23 protein-coding genes are annotated in these 20,080 nt (G+C 70.3%); 9 read left to right on the plus strand and 14 right to left on the minus strand.

Annotated elements, in window-relative coordinates:
- Positions 1–45 precede the first annotated feature (45 nt).
- Positions 46–249, minus strand: coding sequence for a cold-shock protein (locus AB0M73_RS42175; RefSeq protein ID WP_043717514.1), 204 nt, complete (start codon positions 247–249; stop codon positions 46–48).
- Between the two features lie 242 nt (positions 250–491).
- Here AB0M73_RS42175 and AB0M73_RS42180 point away from each other — a divergent pair, with 242 nt between their 5' ends.
- Together AB0M73_RS42180 and AB0M73_RS42185 are read left to right on the plus strand one after the other, a co-directional pair.
- Positions 492–1,196 (plus strand): hypothetical protein, encoded by a 705-nt coding sequence (locus AB0M73_RS42180; RefSeq protein ID WP_363904036.1) that lies wholly within the window; start codon positions 492–494, stop codon positions 1,194–1,196.
- A 191-nt stretch (positions 1,197–1,387) separates the two neighbouring features.
- Positions 1,388–1,831, plus strand: a complete 444-nt coding sequence (locus AB0M73_RS42185; RefSeq protein ID WP_363904039.1) for a hypothetical protein — start codon at positions 1,388–1,390, stop codon at positions 1,829–1,831.
- Between the two features lie 7 nt (positions 1,832–1,838).
- On the opposite strand, the gene AB0M73_RS42190 is transcribed toward AB0M73_RS42185, so the two are convergent.
- The 9 genes from AB0M73_RS42190 to AB0M73_RS42230 all read right to left on the minus strand — a co-directional run bounded on the left by AB0M73_RS42190 (position 1,839) and on the right by AB0M73_RS42230 (position 8,396).
- Positions 1,839–2,447 (minus strand): malonic semialdehyde reductase, encoded by a 609-nt coding sequence (locus AB0M73_RS42190; protein WP_363904042.1) that lies wholly within the window; start codon positions 2,445–2,447, stop codon positions 1,839–1,841.
- Positions 2,448–2,475: 28 nt separating this feature from the next.
- Entirely contained in the window at positions 2,476–3,789 is a 1,314-nt protein-coding gene (locus AB0M73_RS42195; RefSeq protein WP_363904045.1) for a nucleobase:cation symporter-2 family protein, read from the minus strand.
- A gap of 46 nt (positions 3,790–3,835) precedes the next feature.
- Positions 3,836–4,153 (minus strand): DUF3817 domain-containing protein, encoded by a 318-nt coding sequence (locus tag AB0M73_RS42200; protein ID WP_363904048.1) that lies wholly within the window; start codon positions 4,151–4,153, stop codon positions 3,836–3,838.
- Between the two features lie 4 nt (positions 4,154–4,157).
- A complete protein-coding gene (locus tag AB0M73_RS42205; protein ID WP_043717519.1) occupies positions 4,158–4,547 on the minus strand; it encodes a hypothetical protein in 390 nt (129 codons plus the stop codon).
- Positions 4,548–4,582: 35 nt separating this feature from the next.
- Complete coding sequence (locus AB0M73_RS42210; RefSeq protein ID WP_363904052.1) at positions 4,583–5,413, minus strand: lytic murein transglycosylase; 831 nt, start codon at positions 5,411–5,413, stop codon at positions 4,583–4,585.
- 72 nt (positions 5,414–5,485) lie between these two features.
- Positions 5,486–5,977 (minus strand): hypothetical protein, encoded by a 492-nt coding sequence (locus tag AB0M73_RS42215; protein WP_043717521.1) that lies wholly within the window; start codon positions 5,975–5,977, stop codon positions 5,486–5,488.
- Positions 5,978–6,146: 169 nt separating this feature from the next.
- Positions 6,147–6,305, minus strand: coding sequence for a hypothetical protein (locus AB0M73_RS42220; RefSeq protein ID WP_198047173.1), 159 nt, complete (start codon positions 6,303–6,305; stop codon positions 6,147–6,149).
- 180 nt (positions 6,306–6,485) lie between these two features.
- Entirely contained in the window at positions 6,486–7,121 is a 636-nt protein-coding gene (locus tag AB0M73_RS42225; RefSeq protein ID WP_363904057.1) for an HNH endonuclease family protein, read from the minus strand.
- A gap of 513 nt (positions 7,122–7,634) precedes the next feature.
- On the minus strand, positions 7,635–8,396 hold the full coding sequence (locus AB0M73_RS42230; protein ID WP_363904060.1) for an SDR family oxidoreductase: 762 nt from the start codon (positions 8,394–8,396) through the stop codon (positions 7,635–7,637).
- A gap of 128 nt (positions 8,397–8,524) precedes the next feature.
- Here AB0M73_RS42230 and AB0M73_RS42235 point away from each other — a divergent pair, with 128 nt between their 5' ends.
- Positions 8,525–9,400 (plus strand): helix-turn-helix transcriptional regulator, encoded by an 876-nt coding sequence (locus AB0M73_RS42235; RefSeq protein WP_363904063.1) that lies wholly within the window; start codon positions 8,525–8,527, stop codon positions 9,398–9,400.
- 293 nt (positions 9,401–9,693) lie between these two features.
- On the opposite strand, the gene AB0M73_RS42240 is transcribed toward AB0M73_RS42235, so the two are convergent.
- Complete coding sequence (locus AB0M73_RS42240; RefSeq protein ID WP_363904066.1) at positions 9,694–10,515, minus strand: p-hydroxycinnamoyl CoA hydratase/lyase; 822 nt, start codon at positions 10,513–10,515, stop codon at positions 9,694–9,696.
- Positions 10,516–10,543: 28 nt separating this feature from the next.
- Here AB0M73_RS42240 and AB0M73_RS42245 point away from each other — a divergent pair, with 28 nt between their 5' ends.
- Positions 10,544–10,990 (plus strand): MarR family transcriptional regulator, encoded by a 447-nt coding sequence (locus AB0M73_RS42245; protein WP_043717525.1) that lies wholly within the window; start codon positions 10,544–10,546, stop codon positions 10,988–10,990.
- On the opposite strand, the gene AB0M73_RS42250 is transcribed toward AB0M73_RS42245, so the two are convergent.
- The gene (locus AB0M73_RS42250; protein WP_363904069.1) at positions 10,968–12,563 is read right to left on the minus strand and encodes a long-chain-fatty-acid--CoA ligase; all 1,596 of its coding nucleotides are present in this window, start codon (positions 12,561–12,563) and stop codon (positions 10,968–10,970) included. The two genes, AB0M73_RS42245 and AB0M73_RS42250, sit on opposite strands and share 23 nt — an antisense overlap.
- 188 nt (positions 12,564–12,751) lie before the next feature.
- Between AB0M73_RS42250 and mptB the strand changes: the two genes are divergently transcribed.
- Entirely contained in the window at positions 12,752–14,302 is a 1,551-nt protein-coding gene (gene mptB, locus AB0M73_RS42255) for a polyprenol phosphomannose-dependent alpha 1,6 mannosyltransferase MptB (protein ID WP_363904072.1), read from the plus strand.
- Positions 14,299–15,159, plus strand: coding sequence for a phytoene/squalene synthase family protein (locus tag AB0M73_RS42260; protein WP_363904075.1), 861 nt, complete (start codon positions 14,299–14,301; stop codon positions 15,157–15,159). Before mptB ends, AB0M73_RS42260 begins: the two co-directional genes overlap by 4 nt.
- On the opposite strand, the gene AB0M73_RS42265 is transcribed toward AB0M73_RS42260, so the two are convergent.
- Together AB0M73_RS42265 and AB0M73_RS42270 are read right to left on the minus strand one after the other, a co-directional pair.
- The gene (locus tag AB0M73_RS42265; RefSeq protein ID WP_157494548.1) at positions 15,156–15,428 is read right to left on the minus strand and encodes a hypothetical protein; all 273 of its coding nucleotides are present in this window, start codon (positions 15,426–15,428) and stop codon (positions 15,156–15,158) included. The genes AB0M73_RS42260 and AB0M73_RS42265 overlap by 4 nt on opposite strands.
- 173 nt (positions 15,429–15,601) lie before the next feature.
- Positions 15,602–15,970: an Rv2175c family DNA-binding protein gene (locus AB0M73_RS42270; RefSeq protein ID WP_363904079.1), complete on the minus strand. Its 369-nt coding sequence runs from the start codon at positions 15,968–15,970 to the stop codon at positions 15,602–15,604.
- Between the two features lie 92 nt (positions 15,971–16,062).
- Here AB0M73_RS42270 and pknB point away from each other — a divergent pair, with 92 nt between their 5' ends.
- The 3 genes from pknB (at position 16,063) to AB0M73_RS42285 (ending at position 20,077) form a co-directional block, all read left to right on the plus strand.
- Entirely contained in the window at positions 16,063–18,123 is a 2,061-nt protein-coding gene (pknB, locus tag AB0M73_RS42275; RefSeq protein ID WP_363904082.1) for a Stk1 family PASTA domain-containing Ser/Thr kinase, read from the plus strand.
- Positions 18,124–18,136: 13 nt separating this feature from the next.
- The gene (locus AB0M73_RS42280) at positions 18,137–18,349 is read left to right on the plus strand and encodes a hypothetical protein (protein WP_043717528.1); all 213 of its coding nucleotides are present in this window, start codon (positions 18,137–18,139) and stop codon (positions 18,347–18,349) included.
- Between the two features lie 243 nt (positions 18,350–18,592).
- On the plus strand, positions 18,593–20,077 hold the full coding sequence (locus AB0M73_RS42285) for an SPFH domain-containing protein (RefSeq protein WP_363904086.1): 1,485 nt from the start codon (positions 18,593–18,595) through the stop codon (positions 20,075–20,077).
- The last annotated feature ends 3 nt before the right edge of the window (positions 20,078–20,080 follow it).

Consider the following 20,080-nt stretch of genomic DNA (forward strand, 5'->3'; position numbering starts at 1 on the left):
GGTGGCTTTCGCCACCGGGCCGCGGTTTTGTGCTGGTGTCTACGCTCAGACGGCGTTGACGGCCTGGGCCTGCGGGCCCTTCTGGCCCTGGCCGACCTCGAAGCGCACGCGCTGGTTCTCCTCGAGCGACTTGAAGCCGTTGCCCTGGATCTCCGAGTAGTGCACGAACAGGTCGGCGCCACCGTCGTCGGGGGAGATGAAGCCGAAGCCCTTCTCCGAGTTGAACCACTTCACGGTGCCCTCAGCCATGTTGTCTCCTCTACAGGGTGCCTATCGGTCCGCCGCGGCTGCCACGGACCGAGCCGCTTGCGGCGGGAAGCTCTTCCTGGAGGAAAACCAATATGCCCGCAACACTTGTTTCGCGAGCGCGTGGATGAACACGAACACAAAACCAACGACCATGGATATCCAACCACAGCCGCCGCCGCGCGCCAAACCGACACCCGCTCACGGCCGCCGCCGGCCGAAATCCGCTGGTGGTGGCTGGGAGCATGACCGTCATGGAGCTCTTCCGCACCGACCGCCGCGTCCGCATCTGGCTGCAGACCGTGACCCACGGGCAGCTGCTGCTGTCCGTCGTCGAGACGGGCGCGCCGACCCGGGTGGACCTGCTGTTCAAGGTCGTGGAGCGGCAGTGCGTCCGGTCCGAGTACGACGGCCTGGTGGTGCGGCGGCCGCACGAGAATGAGGACTTCCCGCCGGACGCCTTCGTGCTGGAGTCCGGCGACATCCGGGACTACGTGTGCGCCGCCGGCTTCGTCTGGCAGGAGGACGAGCAGACCGACTTCGGCCCGGCGGCGATGGTGGCCAAGATGATGCCGCTGCCCTTCGACCCGCCGTTCCCGGTCCGCGCGGCCTTCCCGGACTGGGCGCCGACCGGCCCCGCGATCCCCCTCGGCGACCTGATCGACGCCCTGTCCTCCGACACCCCCGAGCCGCCGGCCGGCTTCCGGCACCTGCACGCCGTCGTGGTGCGAATCACGCCCAGCGTCGGCCGCGAGATCACCGCCCCGGTCGCCGTCTACCTCACTCGCGGCGAGGCCGAGGCGGCGATCCGGGCCGAGGTCACCGCCAAGGCGGAGGTCATGGCCCGCGGCGCCGAGCACGACGCCCGCATCCAGGACCGGCTCATCGCCCAGACCCTGTCCGACACCAGCATCGAGCGCTGGATCGTCCCCGTGCCGGTCCGTCTCTGAGCGGCCATGTCCTCATTCGAGGGCATGGCGTCCAGATGTGGGATTGACTTCTATTCACCGAGGTCGACACGACATTCGGCGTGCACGGATAATTGCATCAACAGCCCGTGGCGCTGGATCGGAGCAAATACCGGAGCCTACGGTTCGACTTGTCCGCAACAATCGACAGGACTCGAACCCGGGAGTGAGCAGTGCAGGATCGAAGCGGTATCACATTGCCGGAAAACCACGCCCGTTCGCGCCGCCGACTGCTCGGCGCGGTCGGTGTGGTCGCGCTGGCACTGACCCTGTCCAGCGCGGTGACCACGGGGACGGCCACCGCGAGACCGGCGGGGTGCGCACGGTCCGCGACGTTCGACGGCACCGAAATCCAGGTCGACAACTGCGCGGGAAACGACGGCAAACACGGCTGGGTCTGGATCCACACCGGCAACGCGGCCAAGATCCATTGGGCCGATGTCACGGTGACACTGGACACCGGCGTGTTCAACAGCATTTCCGCCGATCGCAACAAAACCAACACGGACATCTTCGTTCAGCACATCACCAAGGCGAAGATCTGCAATTTCGTTTCGCCGCCCATCGGCTTTCCCCGGGTCCCGGTGCCGTCCTGCTCGGTCGACATCCCGTTCTAGCGCCGGATCACAGCACCTCGACGGCCTCGTCGAACTCCAGGCGGGGCAGTCGAGGGAACCAGGCGTCCGGGCCGGGCTTGCCGATGTTCACGATGACCAGGGGCTCCTGGGTGCCGTCGGCGAAGAACTCCTCGCGCACGCCCGCGGCGTCGAAGCCGGTCATGGGGCCGGCGGACAGGCCTGCGGCGCGGACGCCAAGGATGAAGTAGCCGACCTGGAGAAGGGCGTTGAAGCGGGCCATCTCCGCACGTTTGCCGGCGTCGGGGAAGCGGTCCTTGGCGTTGGGCACGTGCGGGAAGGTGCGGTGCAGGTGCTCGTGGAAGTCGCTGTCGGCGGACAGGATCGCCACCACGGGGGCGGTGCCGGTCTTGCCCCGGTTGCCCTCGGACATGTGCGGCAGCAGCCGCGCGCGGGCCTCGGCGGAGCGCACGAGGCTCACGCGCAGGGGCTGGATGTTCATGCTGGTCGGGGCCCACTTGACCAGGTCGTAGATGGCCCGCAGCTGCTCGTCGGAGACGGGCTCGTCGGCGAAGGTGTTGGCGGTTCGCGCCTCGTGGAACAGCAGCTCCTGGGCGGAGCGCTCGAGCTCGAGGACATCGGTCAGCGTCGCGGTCATGCCTCGGTCAACATAGTCAAGCGCTCAACTATTTCGGCTCTGATGGTTGAGTGTTCACCTTCACACCGTTGAAGAGCAGGTTGAGCAGCACGGCGGCGATGCTGCCGGCGCTGATGCCGGAGTTCATGACGGTCTGGAACCAGCCCGGGAACTGGGCGTACACGGTGGGCGCGGCCACCGGCACCAGGCCGATGCCCAGGGCGACGGCGACGACCATCAGGTTGGAGTTGCCGTCGAACGACACCTGCCGAAGCATCCTCACACCGCCGGCCGCCACGGAGCCGAACATGACGATCCCGGCGCCGCCCAGCACGGGCATCGGCACCGAGGCGACGATCTCCCCCAGCACCGGGAAAAGCCCCAGCAGCATCAGAATCCCGCCCGCGGTGGCCACCACGTACCGGCTGCGCACCCGGGTCAGCGCCACCAGGCCGACGTTCTGCCCGAAAGCCGTGTACGGGAACGTGTTGAACACACCGCCGAGCAGGCTGGACAGGCCGTCGGCCCGCAGCGCCCTGGTCAGGGTCACGCTGTCCACCGGCCGGTCCACGATGTCGCCGACGGCCAGCACGCTGCCGCTGGTCTCGGTCATCGTCACCAGCATGACGATCACGAACGCCACGATCGCGCCCGGCTCGAAGGTCGGCAGTCCGAAGTGGAACGGCGTGGTGATCTCCAGCACCGGTGAACCGCCCACACCCGAGAAATCGGCCAGCCCCAACGGAATCGCCGCCACCGTGCCGATCACGATGCCGACCAGCACGGCGATGCGGCCGATCAGCCCGGGCACGAACCGGTGCACCAGCACCACGAGCACCAGCACGCCGAAGGCCACCGCGAGATTGACCGGCTTGCCGAAACCGGGCGCCCCGACGCCGCCGGCGGCCCAGCCGACCGCGACCGGCAGCAGCGACACCCCGATCACCAGGATGATCGTGCCGGTGACCACCGGCGGGAAGAACCGTGTCAGCTTGGCGAAGTACGGCGCGATCAGCACCACCATCAGGCCGGACACGATGATCGCGCCGTAGCCGGCGGGCAGCCCGCCGCCGGTGGTGCCGATCATCACCATCGGCGTCACGGCCGCGAACGTGCACCCCTGCATGATCGGCAGCCGCGCGCCGAACACCCAGACTCCCAGGCACTGCAACAGGGTCGCCACGCCGGACACGAGCAGGTCGGCGTTGACCAGGTAGCCGATGTCCGCAGTGGACAGATGCATCGCGCCGCCGACGATGAGCGGCACGGCCACCGCGCCCGCGTACATGGCGAGCACGTGCTGGAGGCCGAACGTGAGCAGCTGACCGGCGGGGAGCCGCTGGTCGACAGGGTGCACGGTCATCGGCGGAGTCTAGGTCCGCCGCGTTACCGCGACGTCACGTCGTGTCCTATGCGGCTGGGGCGGTCTCGGCCATCTTCGCGGTCACGCGGTGCGTCACCTTGCGCTCGGCCACGAAGGACAGGAACGGGATGGTGCCGGCCAGCAGCACGCCGAGCGTGTACAGCGGCGCCCACTTCGACTTGAGCGACAGGTCGAAGGCGCAAACCAGGTAGATCATGTACAGGAAGCCGTGGATCGGACCGACCACCGCGACCAGCGTCGGCGCGTCCGCGGCGTACTTCAGGATCACGCCGACGGTCAGCACGAGCAGGCCGACACCGGTCAGGTAGGCCATGAACCGGAAGCGGGCGAGGGACCCCTTCATCGACTTACTCTCCGTCTCTCGCGCTCAACGCCGCGAGGTAGCTGTTGTACTGCGCCATCGCGTCGTCCGGGCCGTCGGCGGGCGCGGCGGTCCGCCACTCGGTCGGCGAGCGCCGCGGCTTGGCCTCCGGCACGTCCTCGACGGCCGGGGCCTGCGCCACCGACTGCTCCGACGCGCGGCGTTCCTTGTCCAGCTTCCACATCCGCCAGTACATGAACGGGATGAACAGGCCGAACAGGGGCCACTGCAGGGCGTAGCCGAGATTCTGGAGGGTGCCGGACGACTCCTGCGACCGGTCCCACTGCCACCAGCCGAGCCGGAAGCACACGAACACGGCCGCCAGGGCCAGCAGATGCACCAGCAGCCAGCGAGGGGCGAGCAGACCGCGAACCACGTCGTCGACGGTAACACTGGTGGGTCGGGGGCCGGTCAGGGCCTGGCACTGGCCTTGGCGGCCGCATCGGCCACCGAGAAGACCTTCTGTCCGTATTCCACCGAGTTGTTGTACGACAGCACGGCCGCCCACCAGCCGGCGGCGGTGGCCAGGTCGCGGCCGCCCGCGCACAGGTAGCGCGCCGCGGACACGGTGGCGTCGTCGATGTTCTGTGGGTTGGCGACCCCGTCGCCGTTGCCGTCCGAGGCCCAGTTCCGCCAGGTGGACGGGATGAACTGCATGGGGCCGACGGCACGGTCGTGCACCGGGTCGCCGTCGAGGCCGCCGCCGTCGGTGTCGGAGATGTCGGCCACGCCGGATCCGTTGAGCGGCACGCCGACGACGGGCCGGGTCTCGTCCCCGTTCGCGGCCAGCGTCGCGCCGCCGAAGCGCCCGTGGTCGGACTCGATGCGGCCGATGCCGGCCAGGAAGGTCCACGGGATGTGGCAGCCGGGCTGCACCTTGGCCATGGTGAGGTCGGCATTGGCGTACGCGCGCAGGGCGCGGGCCGGGATGCCGGTGGCGCCGGACACGCGCGCCAGCCAGACCTCGGCGGTCTCCTGCCTACCGGCGGCACTGGCCTGGGCCGAGGGCTGCGCGGCGTCGGCGGCCGGGGCCGCCGCACCGACCCGCACCGGTGCCGGCGCGACGTGCAGTGCGGGGAAGTCGACCGCCACGGGATGAGGCGTGGGCGTGCTGGCCCGATCGACCAGCCACAGCGCCGCGCCCGCCACCGCGAGCACAAGAAGGACAACCAGCAGCCGGAACACCACCTTCGGCGGGCGAGCGGACGGCTGCGCCGTCGGCTCGGACTGCTGGATCGCCATCACCACAGGCTACCCACAAGTAGCCACAAAACCACTGGCTGCCGGCGGCGACTCACCGCCGGTTCGCCTGATTCAGGGACGCTGCTGCCGGTTCAGCCGGGCCACGCACCACGCTGCCGCACTGCCCCGACGCAGATGCTCCAGCACGGTGAGCGGGCCGAGTCGGCGCGCAAGGTCGGACGGCGCGAGGCCGGCCGCACGGTAGTCCAGGGCACGCTGGTCGAGCGGGCTGATCCCCGCGTCCCACCAGGCCTCGGCCTCTTCGACGGCGCCGGCCAGCTGCCAGCACGTCGCGACCTCGGTGAGCAGCTCGTCGGGCACCCCGGGCAGCCGCTTGCGCATCGCGGCCAGATAGGCCGGATCCACCGCGTCCACCTCGAACATGCCCCGCGCACTGCCCCGCCCGCCCCGCTGCGCGGGAATTCCGGACCGCTGCCGCGGCACGGACGGTGTCTCGGCCAGCCACTGGGACTTGATCCGATTCACCTCTTGAAGCTCGGCGTCCTGCGACCGCTCGGCAGTCCACTGCCTGACGAGCTCGTCGACCCCGGAGTCTTCGACCATCCGTGCCTCCTCATGGCTGATGATCACCCAACGCCTGCGCACCGTATTGCGTTCCGCCGGAGCACCGCTAGACCCGATTCCCGTTACCAGGGCGTGATCGGGGTTAATGCACCCGGTCGGTGGAACTGTGCCCGGATCCGACTACTTTGCGCAATCGGCCGAGCAGGTGTCATGAGGGCACGAGTTCTCGCACGAACGTGATGATCGCCTGCGCTGCGTTACCAAGGCCGCCCACGATCTCCTTGACCCAGCCCGCGGATGCCGCCGGTTGGGCTATCAGCGCGAACAGGACCAGCGCCGCGCCGGCGATGATGAGTACCCTTTTCATCCCTCGTGCACCTTCTTCGTTCGCGGACCCGCCCTCGAGGCCCATGATCGACCATGCTGCGGCCGGCGTCGCCCAGCGCGACCGGTGTGTCGCCGGTTCCCGGTTCGGGGTAACACCGTCGGGGTCCCGGTGAACGTTAGCGTACACAGCGATGATCGCAGGTCAGACTGCGCAAAGGTGTCAACTCGGGCACGTGGCCAGCATGTTCGCCAGCGCGTCGTGCTCGGCCGTGGTCACGAACAACTGGTAGCTGTGCTTCACGATCACCCAGTTGGTGGCATAGGTGCACCAGAAGGCCTGGTTGGCCGGCTTCCAGCTGGCCGGGTCCTGGTCGCCCTTGCCGCGGTTGCTCGACGCCGAGACGGCCAGCAGCTGGGGCGCCGTGAGGTCGTTCGCGAACTGCGAACGCCGCTCGTCGGTCCACTTGTCGGCCCCGGTCCGCCACGCGTCGGCCAGCGGCACCATATGGTCGATGTCCAGGTCGGAGGCCTTGTTGATCTCCTTGTTGTCGTACGGGCTGGTCCAGTGCCCGCTGGTCGCCCGGCACGAGGCGTCCTTGCGCACGCCCTTGCCGTCGCGCGCGATGACCACCTCCCGGGTGTCGCACCCGTTACCCTGCGTGACCCAGTGCTTGAACCGGTCGCGGGAATAGCCGGCCATCGGATGCCAGGTCCCGATCGGCAGCTCCGCCAGCTGCACCTGAGCCGGTGAGGAACCACTGGCGGTGGTCGGTCCGGAGATGTCCTTGACGACGAACGCCGCTATCACGAGAACGACAACTCCGGCAAGGGTCAGCACCCATCGGCTAGCACGCATGGCGAGATCATTTCTTGTCGCCATGCAATTTCATGGCAACCTGGCCGCAGCGTCTTTGCCGCGCGTTCCGCGCGGGGCTCGGCCCCCGAGTAGCCGATGCAGTGTCTTTGGCGCCGCCTTCGGCGTCGCGGGCTCGGCCCCCGGGTAGCCGATGCCTCGCCCTTGCCGGATTTAGCCCGCCGCATCGGCGTCCGTAGGTGGGCGCGTCGGGTGGCGGCGACCGAAATCCGGCAACCGGGCGAAGCACCGGCGGGGCCTCGCACTCTCCTGCGCTGATGGCGCCAGCAACCGTCACCGCAGCGCCACCGTCAGCGGGCACGCCGTCGCAACGACCGCCTGTCGGCCCGGGACCAGCACGGACTGTCCGAAGTGGACTCCACTGCCCAGGAGTTCCGCTACGGCAAGGACTCCTGGGCCACGGACACCCTCGCCGCGGCCAGTTTGATGCAGGGAAGGACGCCTTACCCTCGTTGAACGCGGGTAAGGCGTCCTTCCCCGCATGGGGGAATGCGGTCAGCTGGACTGGGCGGTGGGCATGATGGTGACCTGCTCCAGGTTGACGTGGGCGGGCTGGGAGGCGAGGAAGCCGACCAGGCGGGCGACGTCCTCGGCGGCCAGCCACTCCAGGCTGTGCTTGACGCCGTCCAGCCAGTCGTTGGCGCCCTGGTCGGTGACGTGGTCCTGGAGCTCGGTGCGCACCAGCCCGGGCTCGACGGCCGACACCCGGACGCCCTTGGCCCCCAGCTCGGCCCGCAGGGTGCGGGACGTGTGCGTGACGAAGGCCTTGGTGCCGGCGTAGACGGCGAAGTTGGGGTAGATGTTCTTCGCGCCGATGGAGGACGTGTTGACCAGGTCGGCGACGCCCTTGTCAGCGGCCGAGGCGACGAGCTGGGGCACGAAGGCGCGGATGGCGTTCATCAGCCCGGTGATGTTGGTGTCGATCTCCCGCTGCCACAGGTCGGACCGCAGCGTGTCGACCGGCGCGGGCAGCATGACGCCGGCGTTGTTGAACAGGAGGTCGGCCCGGCCGAAGTCGGCGGCGACACGGTCGGCGGCGGCCTGCACGGAGGCGGCGTCGGACACGTCGGCGGCCAACGCCAGCGCCCGCCCGCCGTTCTTCTCGATGCGGGTGACGAGCTCGCTGAGCCGGTCGGTCCGACGGGCCAGCACGACGACCCGGGCGCCCAGCTCGGCCAAGTGCTCGGCGGTGGCCTCGCCGATGCCGCTGGACGCACCGGTGACCACGGCGACGCGACCTTCAAGAACCTTGGACATCTCGGTTTCCTTCGTCTGGAGTGGGATGCCTCAACATCACCACCGGCCGGAGGCCACAACCAGACCCGCCGCTGACTGGTACGCGGAGGGCCACCCTCGGCCGGCCGGGTTCGGCCACACTGGGACACATGGACCGCAGCGCCGAGATCGCCGACTTCCTGCGCACCCGCCGGGCCCGGATCAGCCCGGACGCCGCCGGGGTGCCGGCGGACGGCCGCGCCCGTCGTGTGCCGGGGCTGCGCCGGGACGAGGTGGCGCGGCTGGCCGGCATCAGCATCGAGTACTACACGCGCCTGGAACAGGGCCGTGGCGGCAATCCGTCGCCGGAGATCATCGACGCCGTCGCCGGCGCGCTGCGGCTGGATCCCACCGAGCACGAGCACCTGACCAACCTGCTCACCAAGCCCGGCGGGGCGGCCCGCCGCGCATCGGCGTCCGGCCCGCAACGGGTGCGGCCGGGCCTGTACATGCTGTTGCAGACCCTGGATCACGTGCCCGCCTTCGTGCTGGGCCGCCGCACCGACATCCTGGCCTCCAACGCGCTGGGCCGGGCGGTGCTCACCGACTTCGAGGCGCTGCCGCCGTCCGGCCGCAACCTCGCCCGCTTCCTCCTGCTGGATCCCGAGTCCCGCTCATGTAGCGACGAATGGGAGCGCTACGCCTCGGAAACCGTGGCCATGCTGCGCCTTGACGCCAGCCGCCACCCCAATGACAAACAGCTGGCCGACCTGATCGGCGAACTCACCGTGCGCTGCCCGGAGTTCTCCGGCTGGTGGCACGATCACAAGGTGCTGCAACGCACCCACGGCCTCAAGACCTACCGCAACGCGCTCGTCGGCGACCTAGAGTTCCACTACGAGGCTCTCACCCTCCCCGGCGACCCCGACCAGACCCTGTGCGTCTACAACGTGGAGCCGGGATCGCCAACAGCGGAGCGCGTCCAACTCCTACGCAACTGGACCGCCCCCAACCCAGCCCGCACCTCCGCCCGCACCGAAGTCTGACCCCCCAACCCAGCCTCACTGCCGCTCCAACTCAGCTTCACTGCCCCCCAACCCAGCCTCACTGCCCCTCCAACCCAGCTTCACTCCCCCCAACCCAGGTCGGCTGACCCTCCAACCCAGGAGAGCGCTCGGCCCCGCCCCTGCTTCGCCCGGTTGCTGGATTTTTCGAGGTCCGCCACCCAACTCGCCCACCATCCGAGCCAACGCGGGCCTCGAAAAATCCAGCAAGGGCGAGGCAGGGGCTTAAAAGGGGCCGAGCCGCGACGCCGAAGGCGGCGCCATCAAACACAGCACTACCGGCTGTAAGACTGCAAACCCGGCCGGATGGTCTTGTCGTCCAGGAACTGCTGCAGACCCTGCTGCCGCCCCTGGGTCTTGTCCAGGAACTGGGACTGCTCCAGCTTGGCGTACAGGTAGTCCAGCGCGCCGTCGGTGTCCATGTTGCGGGCGTTGCGGAAACCGACCTTGGCCGCACGCAGGACGACGGGGTTCTTGTCCAGCAGCTCGCGGGCCAGGGTCTCGACCTCCGAGCGGAGCTGGGCCAGGGGCACGCTCTGGTTGACCAGGCCCATGCGGGCGGCCTGCTGACCGTCGAACAGGCGGCCGGTCATGATGTAGAACAGCGCCTCCCGTGAGCCGACGGTCTCGGCCAGGGCCCGGGACACGAGGCCGCCGGGCGGGATGCCCCAGTTGATCTCGGACAGGCCGAACTGGGCCTCGTCGGCGGCGATGGCCAGGTCGCAGCCGATCAGCGGCACGAAGGCGCCGCCGAAGCACCAGCCGTTGACCATGGCGATGGTGGGCTTGGCGTAGGTGCGCAGCAGCCGCCAGTGCCATTCGAACGAGTCGCGGCGCACCCGGGCCTGCAGGGCCTCGTCGCCGGACTCGTCGACCTCGCGGAAGTACTCCTTGAGGTCCATGCCGGCCGACCACGCGTCGCCGGCGCCGGTCAGCACCACCACGCCGCACGAGCGGTCGGCCTCCAGCGTGTGCAGCACGTCGATCATCTCGGCGTTCAGCGTCGGGCTCATGGCGTTGCGCTTGTCGGGCCGGTTCAGCTCGACCCAGCCGATTCCGTCGACCACCTCGACATTGACCGTCGTCCATTCAGCCATTGCTACCTCCCGGGTAACGTCTGTTGTCGTGTTTTCCCAGCAAGCGCCGGAGCCGCGGCTGAGCTACCTCGTGGGGCGACTGGACCGCGCCCTGCGGCTGCTCATCGAGGACGCCGTGCGCCCGCATGGCCTGACCGTGCCGCAGTACACGACCCTGTCCGTGTTGCAGCGGCAGACCGGGCTGTCCAACGCGCAGCTGGCCCGGCGGGCGATGACCACGCCGCAGTCGATGAGCGAGGTGATCGCGGCGCTGACCAAGGCCGGCCTGATCCGGCGTGAGGCCGATCCGGCGCACGGCCGGATCATGCGCACCGAGCTCACCGCGGCCGGCGAGGCGGTGCTGGACAAGTGCGAGCCGCTGATCAACGAGATCGAGACGCGGATGCTGGCCGAGCTGTCCACCGGCGACCGCGACCGCCTGCCCCTGCTGCTGCGCAGCTGTGTGCGCATGCTCAGCTCCGGTTCGGAGAGCTGAGCCGGGCCCGCAGCGCCTTCTTGTCGTGCTTGCCGACGGTGGTCAGCGGCAGCGCCTCGACCAGCACGATCCGCTCCGGCAGCCACCACCTCGGCACGCGTTCGGCCAGGAACTCGGCCAGTTCCTCCTCGCACGGCGACGACCCGTCGGCCGCCACCACGGCCGCGGCCGGCCGCTCGCCCCACCGGTCGTCCGGTATCGCGACGACGGCGACGTCGGCGACGCCGGGATGGGCGGCCAGGGCCTGCTCAAGGGCCAGCGAGCTGATCCACTCACCACCCGACTTGATCACGTCCTTGACCCGGTCGACGATCTCCACCGTCGAATCCGGGTGGATCACCGCCAGGTCGCCGGTGCGCAGCCAGCCGTCGTGGAAGCGAGCGTCGTTGCTGTCGTCGTCCGGGTCGAGGTAGGCCCGGATGACCCACGGGCCGCTGGCCTCCAGCTCACCGGTGGTCCTGCCGTCCCAGGGCAGCACGGATCCGTCCGGGCCGACCAGCCGTACCCGCACGCCGGCGGACGGCTTGCCGACCCGGGTGATCGCCCCGGCCGGGCTGTCCAGGTCGAGTTCGGGCGGCTGGACCTGCATGGTGCCGCTGGGCAGCATCTCGGTCATGCCCCAGCCCTTGTGGAACGCCCAGCCGCGCCGGGCGATCGCGTCCAGCAGGGCGCGGGTCGCGGGGGCTCCGCCGCACAACACGCGGCGCATCGAGTTCATCTCGCGCGGCTGGCCGACCAGGTCCACCCACACTGTCGGCACGGCTGCGCCGACGGTCACGTGCTCCGCCTCGATCAACGCCGCGAGCGCGGCGCCGCTGGCGTCCCGGCCGGGCAGCACGAGCTTGGCGTTGGCCAGGGCGCTCGTATAGGCCAAGCCCCAGGCGTTGACGTGGAACAGGGGCGTGACCGCGAGCAGGACGTCCTCACGGGACACCGCGTGCGAGTCGACGGTCATGGACGACATGGAGTGCAGGACGCACGCGAGATGTGAGGACACCACGCCCTTGGGCATGCCGGTCGTGCCGCTCGTGTAGCAGATCCAGGCGGCATCGTCCGGCCGCGCGCGGTGGACCGGCTCGGCCTCGGGCACCGCTTCGAGCAGTGCTTCGTAACGGCGCGAGCCGGCGAACACCGGATTGACCGGTGCGCCGTCGTCGAGGACGACGACCTCCCGGACCGGCAGCCGATCGGCGAACTCGGCCAGCCGGTCGGTCAGCGAGGCGTCGACGAACAGCACCTCGTCCTGGGCGTTGCGCAACTGGTAGGCGATCTCGTCGGCGGTCAGCCGGACGTTGACGCCGTGCACGACCCGGCCCGCGCAGGGCACGCCCAGGAACAGCTCGACATGCCGGTGGGTGTTCCAGGCGAAGGTGGCCACCCGGCCGCCCGGCGCGACGTTCAGCACGTCCAGCACACCGGCCAGAGCGGTTGCCCTACGGCCGATCTCGCCCCAGGTCGTGCGCACCGTTCCGGCCGGTGTCACCGACACCACCTCGACGTTCGCCCCGGTCTCGCGGCAGCGGCGCAGCACCATGTCGAGCGTGAGCGGGACGTCCTGCATCAACGACTTCACGGCGGCCCTCCGGACTCGGCTACGACACCGACAATATCAGGTAACCTGATATTGTGGAAGGCGGCAACGGTGAACTCCCTGTGACGTCCACGCCGCTGCGCGCTCACCTGGTCGGAGGTTGTGGGACGATGGACGGCGCGATGCCCGCGACGCCTTCCATCCCCCGCTCCAGCGCCGACCCTGCACCGGTGCCGCTCGGCCCTACGCGCCTGACCCCGGTGGTCGCGGCCGAGCCGACGCCCGAGCCCGAGCGCGAGTGGCCGTTCCCGATCAGAACGGCCCTGCTCGGCCTGGCCGGCATGGTGCTCATCGCCGGCGGCGGCATGGGCGCCGGGGCCACCCTGATCCACGACCCGCTGCTGGCCAACGGGGCCTTCAACTGGATCCGCTACGGCCACGGCATGATGCTGGCCACCTGGCTGCTCTACATGGGCCTGGGCCTGGCCATCTGGGCCTGGATCCGGCTCGGCCGGCACGCCAGGGCCGGCCGCGTGAACCACGCGTACATGATCCGGGTCATCGTCATCTGGATCGCGCCGCTGCTGATCGCGCCGCCGCTGTTCAGCAAGGACGTCTACAGCTACCTCGCGCAGGGCGACCTGGCGCTGCACGGCCTCGACCCCTACGGCGTCGGCCCGTCGGCCCTGCCCAGCGCCCTGTCGGACAACGTCAGCATCGTCTGGCAGAACACGCCCTCGCCCTACGGGCCGCTGTTCGTGCTGCTGGCCAAGGGCATCGTCGCCATCACCGGCGACGGCCTGACCAGCCTCATCAGCGGCGTGCTGCTGATGCGCCTGGTGCTGGCCGTCGGCTTCGCCATGCTGTGGTGGGCGCTGCCGCGGCTGTGCGCCAAGCTCGGCGGCAACTCCTCCATCGCGCTGTGGCTGGTCGGGGCCAACCCGCTGCTGGTCGTGCACCTCATCGGCGGCGCGCACAACGACATGCTGATGATCGGCCTGATGGCCGTGGGCGTGGTGTTCGTGCTGGACCGCAAGCACGTCGCCGGCATCGCCCTGGTCGCCGTGGCCTTCTCGGTGAAGGCCACGGCCGTGATCGCGCTGCCGTTCCTGATCTGGATCTGGATGTCGCACATCCCCCTGGGCACCCGCAGCTACCGGTTCGTCCGGGCCGCGTTCCCGGCGGTCGGCGTGTTCGGCGGCGTGTTCGTGCTGTGCACCCTGGCCGCGGGCGTGGACCTGGGCTGGATCTCCGCGCTCGGCGGCTCCTCCATCGTGATCAACTGGCTGTCGCTGCCCTCGGGCGTCGGGCAGGCCTTCTTCACGGTGCTGAGCTGGTTCGTCGGCCTCGGCGACGTGCAGCCCTTCGTCACGGTCACCCGCACCCTGGGCTGGCTGCTGCTGATCTACATCCTGGTCCGGCAGTGGTGGCTGGCCCGCGAGGGCGGCAACGACGCCATCCGGCGGGCCGCGATCTGCATGGCCGCCTTCGCCCTGCTCGCGCCGGTGACGCTGCCCTGGTACTTCAGCTGGGCCCTCGTGCTGGCCGCCGGCTTCGCGTGGGGCACCGCCGGGCTGACGCTGGCCGCCTGCGGCTCCGTGTGGCTGCTGCTGATCACCTATCCGTCCGGCGGCACCGCGCTCTACGACTGGGGCTACCTGTTCGTCATCCTCGGTGTGTCCGTGCTGGCCGCCGTGTCGCTGCTCAAGCCCGATCCGCTCAAGCTGTCGCTGCGGTACATCAAGGACGCCCCGGAGAAGGCGCTGAGGCACCACTCGTGAGCCTGGAGGCCGCGTACGCCCAGTGCCGACAGCTCAACGCCCACCACGGCAAGACGTTCTACCTCGCCACCTTGCTGCTGCCGGCCGACCGGCGGCCCGCCGTGCACGCCCTGTACGGCTTCGCCCGGCTGGCCGACGAGGTCGTGGACAGCCCCGGCTCGGCGCCGGCCCGTGAGCTCGACGAGCTGGAACGGCAGCTCAAGGCCGCCCTGACCGGGGTTGTGGAGCATCCCGTGCTGGCCGCGCTGGCCGACACCGTCGCCCGCTACGGCATCGAGCCCACGCTGTTCGAGGACTTCCTGGCCTCGATGCGGATGGACCTGCACCAGCGCGAGTACGCCACGTACGGCGAGCTGCGGGCCTACATGCGGGGCTCGGCCGAGGTCATCGGCCTCCAGATGCTGCCCGTGCTCGGGGTCGTCGCCGAGGGGGCCGAGCCGTACGCCGCGGCCCTGGGCGAGGCCTTCCAGCTGACCAACTTCCTGCGCGACGTCGCCGAGGACCTCGACCGGGGCCGGGTGTACCTGCCGGCCGACGAGCTGGCCGCCTTCGGCGTCGACCGTGCGCTGCTGGAGTGGTGCCGGGCGTCGGGACGCCGGGACCGCCGGGTTCGGGCCGCCCTGGCCCATCTGGCGGCTCGCACGCGGGCCGTGTACCGCACCGCCGCCCTGGGGATCCCGCTGCTGGCCCCCGAGTCCCGGCCGTGCGTGTCCGTGGCCTTCACCCTCTACCAGGGCATCCTCGACGAGCTGGCGGTCCGCGACTACGACGTCTTCGGCCCGCGGGCGGTGGTGCCGACCAGCCGCCGGCTCGCCGTGGCGCTGCCGGGGCTGGTCAGGGCACTGCTGTCCCGCTAGTGCTCGCCGGCCAGCCGGCAGGCTTCCTTCGCGTCCGCCGCCGGCACGCCGTTGCTGGTCATGTCGCTCGCGCACGTCGCCTTGGCCAGCATCGCGCCGAACGCGCAGCCGACCACCACCTGCTGGTTCATGTGGTCGCTGTCGTGCGCCTGGAGGTACTGGAGGCAGTCCTGAGCCGCCGCCTGCGCCGGGGCCGCGGTCAGCAGCGGCACCGCCGTGCCGGCCAGCAGGGCCACCGCGATGCCGGCGGTACGGGCCATCCGTGACATGGGGATCCTTCCGATGGGGTGCGGCCACCCCACCGCTGCCCGCACCCCCGCTTCAAGCCCGCCCACCCCTTCGAGCGACCCCGGTCACCCGGTCGAGGGCCCCTTGACGCAGGGAAGGACGCCTTACCCTCGTTCAACGCGGGTAAGGCGTCCTTCCCTGCATGGGGGTCAGGTCAGAAGGCCGACGCCTGGGCGCGGCGCTTCACCTCGCGGCCCCGGTCGCCCCGCAGCGCGTCGACGGGCGTGCCGGGCAACGAGTCGTCCGCGGTGAACAACCAGGTCAGGATCTCGTCCTCGGCGTAGCCCGAGTCCTTGAGCACGGTGATGGTGCCGGACAGGCCCTTCACCACCTCGCCCTCATCCGACAGGAACAGGGCCGGCACGATCAGGATCCCGTCGCGTCGGCAGGCCAGCAGCAGGCCGTCGCGCAGCATCTGGTGCACGCGGGTGATCGGCACGCCGAGCCGCTCGGCGACGTCGGGCAGGGGCAGGACTTCCAGGTCGGGGCCGAGCACGTCGGCAGCGACAGGTATGGCACTCACGCGGTCACGATGCCACAGCACGGGCCCCTCTGCCGAGTCCGATACGCCGCCTTCACAGATCCTGTCGGGGGACTCCCCTACCATCGTGACCCGTGGGAACCCAGAGCGCGAACCTGATCGGGGGGCTGCTGGAGCAGCGGTACCGGGTCAACACCCTGCTGGCGCGCGGCGGGATGTCCACGGTCTACCGGGGTGTCGACACCCGACTGGAACGGCCGGTGGCCATCAAGGTGATGGATCCGAGGTTCTCCGACGACCAGTCGTTCATCGACCGCTTCGTCAGAGAGGCCCGCACCGCTGCCCAGCTGCACCACCCCGGCGTCGTCGGCGTCTACGACCAGGGCGTCGACCGGTCGCCGACCGGCGACAACGTCTTCCTGGTCATGGAGCTGGTCGACGGCGGAACCCTGCGTGACCTGCTGCGCGAGCGCGGGGCGCTGGAGCCGGCCCTGGCGCTGAGCGTGCTGGAGCAGGTGCTGTCGGCGCTGGGCGCCGCGCACCGGGCGGGCCTGGTGCACCGGGACGTGAAGCCGGAGAACGTGCTGATCGGCCGGGGCGGCGCGGTCAAGGTGGCCGACTTCGGCCTGGTGCGGGCCATGGCCAGCGCCAACACGACCAGCGACGACATGATCCTCGGCACCGTGGCCTACCTGTCGCCGGAGCAGGTGGCGACCGGGGCCTCGGACCCCCGCAGCGACGTCTACTCGGTCGGCATCCTGCTGTACGAGATGCTGACCGGCGTGCCGCCCTACACCGGCGACAACCCGATCTCGGTGGCGTACCGGCACGTGAACGACGACGTGCCGCCGCCGAGCGAGGCCGCCACCGGCAGCATCCCGCCCGCCCTGGACGACCTGGTGCTGCGCGCGACCCGGCGGGACCCGTCGCTGCGTCCGCTGGACGCCGACGGCCTGCTGCTGGAGGTGCAGCGCACGGCGGCGTCCCTGGGCCTGGCCACGGTGCCGGTGCCGATGGTGGCGGCCGGCCGGCTGCCGGACGCCACGATCCGGGTCCGCGACGACGGGCCGCCGACGGAGAAGTTCAGCCCGATCACGGCGGCCACCCCGCCGCCGCTGCTGTCGTCGTCGATGGCCGCCCCGATGGCGCCGCCGCTGAACCCGCACTCCCTGGGTCCCCAGCCGATGGGACCTCAGGGCACCAGGGCGATGTCGCGGGCCGACATCGACGCCAACGCCGTCACCGCGCGGCACGCCCCGATCCGGGCGCAGTCGCCGGCCGACCGCTACCAGCAGCAGCGCACCAAGAGCCGCCGCGCCTTCTACATCTGGATGGCGATCATCATCGTGCTGGCCGCGGCCATCGCCACCACGGCGTGGTGGCTGGGCTCGGGCCAGTGGGCGCAGGTGCCGACGGTGAAGGGCCTGCCGGCGGCCGCCGCCGAGCAGAAGCTCCAGGACGCCCATCTCCAGTTCACCGAGAAGAACGTGCACAGCAACGACGTGCCCAAGGGCACCGTGGCCGACGTGGCCCCCGGCGAGCAGCAGCAGGTCCGCCGCGGCTCCACGGTCGAGCTGAGCGTGTCGCAGGGCAAGCCGGTGGTGCCGACCGTGCCGCCGGGCGCCGACCAGGCCGTGGCCAACAAGCTGCTGGGCGACGAGGGCCTGCAGTCGCTGCGGGACGCCGGCAAGGACGACTTCAGCGACAACATCCCGGCCGGCAAGGTGCTCAAGCTGGTGCCCGACGCCGGCACCCAGGTCAACGTCGGCTCCGGGGTCGTCGTCGTGCTCAGCAAGGGCCCGGCCCCGAAGAAGGTGCCCTCGGTCGTCGGCCAGACGCACGACCAGGCCTTCCAGACGCTGCAACAGGCCGGCTTCGAGCCGGTGGACGGGCCCGGCGAGTCCAGCGACACCGTCGATCCCGGCAAGGTGATCCGCACCAACCCGCCGGCCGGCACCCAGATCGCCGGCGGCGGCAACAACCAGGTGACGGTCATCGTCTCCAACGCCGTGGTGGTGCCGGACCTGAAGGGCATGAGCGCCGACGACGCCCGCAACACGCTCAAGGCCCTCAATCTGGACATCGACGTGCAGGGCTTCTTCGGCGGTAAGAACGGCAAGGTCTTCGCCCAGGATCCGCCGCCCGGCACCCGGGTCAAGACCGGGACGAAGATCACCGTGCAGGTGTTCCCGTGACTAGACTCGGCTGATGATCGGGACTCGGGGACGCGTCACGGGGCGGATCGGCCCCGGGTTGGTCGGCGAGGTGATGATCGCCGTCCGAGGTGGGGCCGAGGCGTTCTACGCGCACCCGATCGAGCCGCAGGAGACGATCGAGCCGGGCGTTCAGGTGCTGGTGGTCGACTTCGACCCGCCCCGCACCGTCTACGTCGAACGCTGGCGCCCGCTGCTCGCCCCCTGACCGTCCTCCTGAAACGGTGCCCCCCTTTCGGGTGAAGGGTGCGCCGCGCTATTGCCGTTGGGCGGCAACAAGAACGCCCGTCTCCGGATCGATCCCTAAGTGTGTGTCAAGTGACATGTACGCGGAGGGAACCGAGGAATAGCGTGAGGCCTCCAAGGTGCGCCGGGAAGTCTGGTCGGCAACCACGACAAGGTCGTGGGGCGCACTGACACGCCCCGCGAGCAGAGGGGGCGTTTCAGAGAGATGAACGCGAACATATTGGCCATCATCGGCGCGGCTGTCGTCGCCGTCATCGTGCTGTTCATCATCCTGCGGGTGCTCTGGCGGGTGGCCGAGCCCAATGAGGCGATGATCATCTCCGGTCTTGGCGCCAAGAAGATCCAGGTCGGCGAGGACAGCCTCGGGTTCAAGATCGTCACCGGCAAGGGCACCCTGGTGCTGCCCGGCTTCCAGACCGCGCGCCGGCTGTCGCTGGACACGCGGTCGGCCGAGATCGTGGTGTCCTGCGTGACCAAGCAGGGCATTCCCGTCCGGGTGCAGGGCGCCGTGATCTACAAGGTGGGCGACGACTTCGTGTCCATCGCCAACGCCGCCCGCCGCTTCCTCGACCAGCAGAACGCCATGGACACCCGCATCCACAGCGTCTTCGCCGGCCACCTGCGCTCCATCATCGGCGCGCTGACCGTCGAGGAGCTCATCCGCGACCGCGAGCGGCTGACCGCCGAGGTGCGCAGCTCGTCGGCCAACGAGATGAGCAAGCTGGGTCTGGTCGTGGACTCGCTGCAGATCCAGGAGATCGACGACGCGTCCGGCTACATCGCCAACCTGGGCAAGCCGCACGCCGCCGCCGTCGCCGCGCAGGCCCGCATCGCCGAGGCGCAGCGGGACCAGGAGGCCACCGAGGCCGAGCAGGTCGCCGCGGCCAACAAGGCCTCGGCCTGGCGCGACAGCCAGATCAAGCAGTCCTCGTACCAGGCCGAGATCGACCAGGTGTCGGCCCGCACCAAGCAGGCCGGCCCGCTGGCCGAGGCGACCGCCCGCCAGGAGGTCGTCGTGCAGGAGACCAGGGCGGCCCAGCTGGAGGCCGACCTGTCCGAGCAGCGGCTGCAGTCGCAGGTCCGCAAGCCGGCGGACGCCAAGGCGTACGAGACCAGGACCCTGGCCGACGCCGACCGCGACGCGCAGATCGCCAAGGCCCAGGCGCACGCCAAGGAAACCGAGCTGCGGGCCGTGGCCGACGCGACCAGCGTCAAGGCGGCGGCGCTGGCCCAGGCCGAGGCGACCAAGGCCCGTGGTGAGGCCGAGGCGTCCGCGACCAAGGCCAACGGTGAGGCGCAGGCCGCATCGGCTCGGGCGCAGGGTCTGGCCGAGGCGGAGGCCGCGAAGGCCAAGGGCCTCGCCGAGGCCGAGGCGATCAAGGCCCGCGCGGCGGCGCTGGCCGAGAACCAGGAAGCCGTTGTGGCGCAGGAGCTCGCCGAGAACTGGCCGGCCATCGTGGCCGCCGGCGCGCAGGCGTTCTCCAACGTCGACAACATGGTGGTGCTCAACGGCGCCGAGGGCGTCACCGAGCTGTTCACCAAGGCCCTGTCGCTGGGCGGGGCGGGCTTCGGCATGGCCCGTCAGCTGATGGACTCCATGCAGCTGGCCAAGCCGGTGACCGACAAGGCGGCAACCAACGGGTCCGTGGACGACGACTTCGGGCTTTCCCTGCCGAAGGCGGAGAAGTAGCCG

It is taken from the genome of Kutzneria sp. NPDC051319 (assembly GCF_040682195.1).
Lineage (GTDB): Bacteria > Actinomycetota > Actinomycetes > Mycobacteriales > Pseudonocardiaceae > Kutzneria.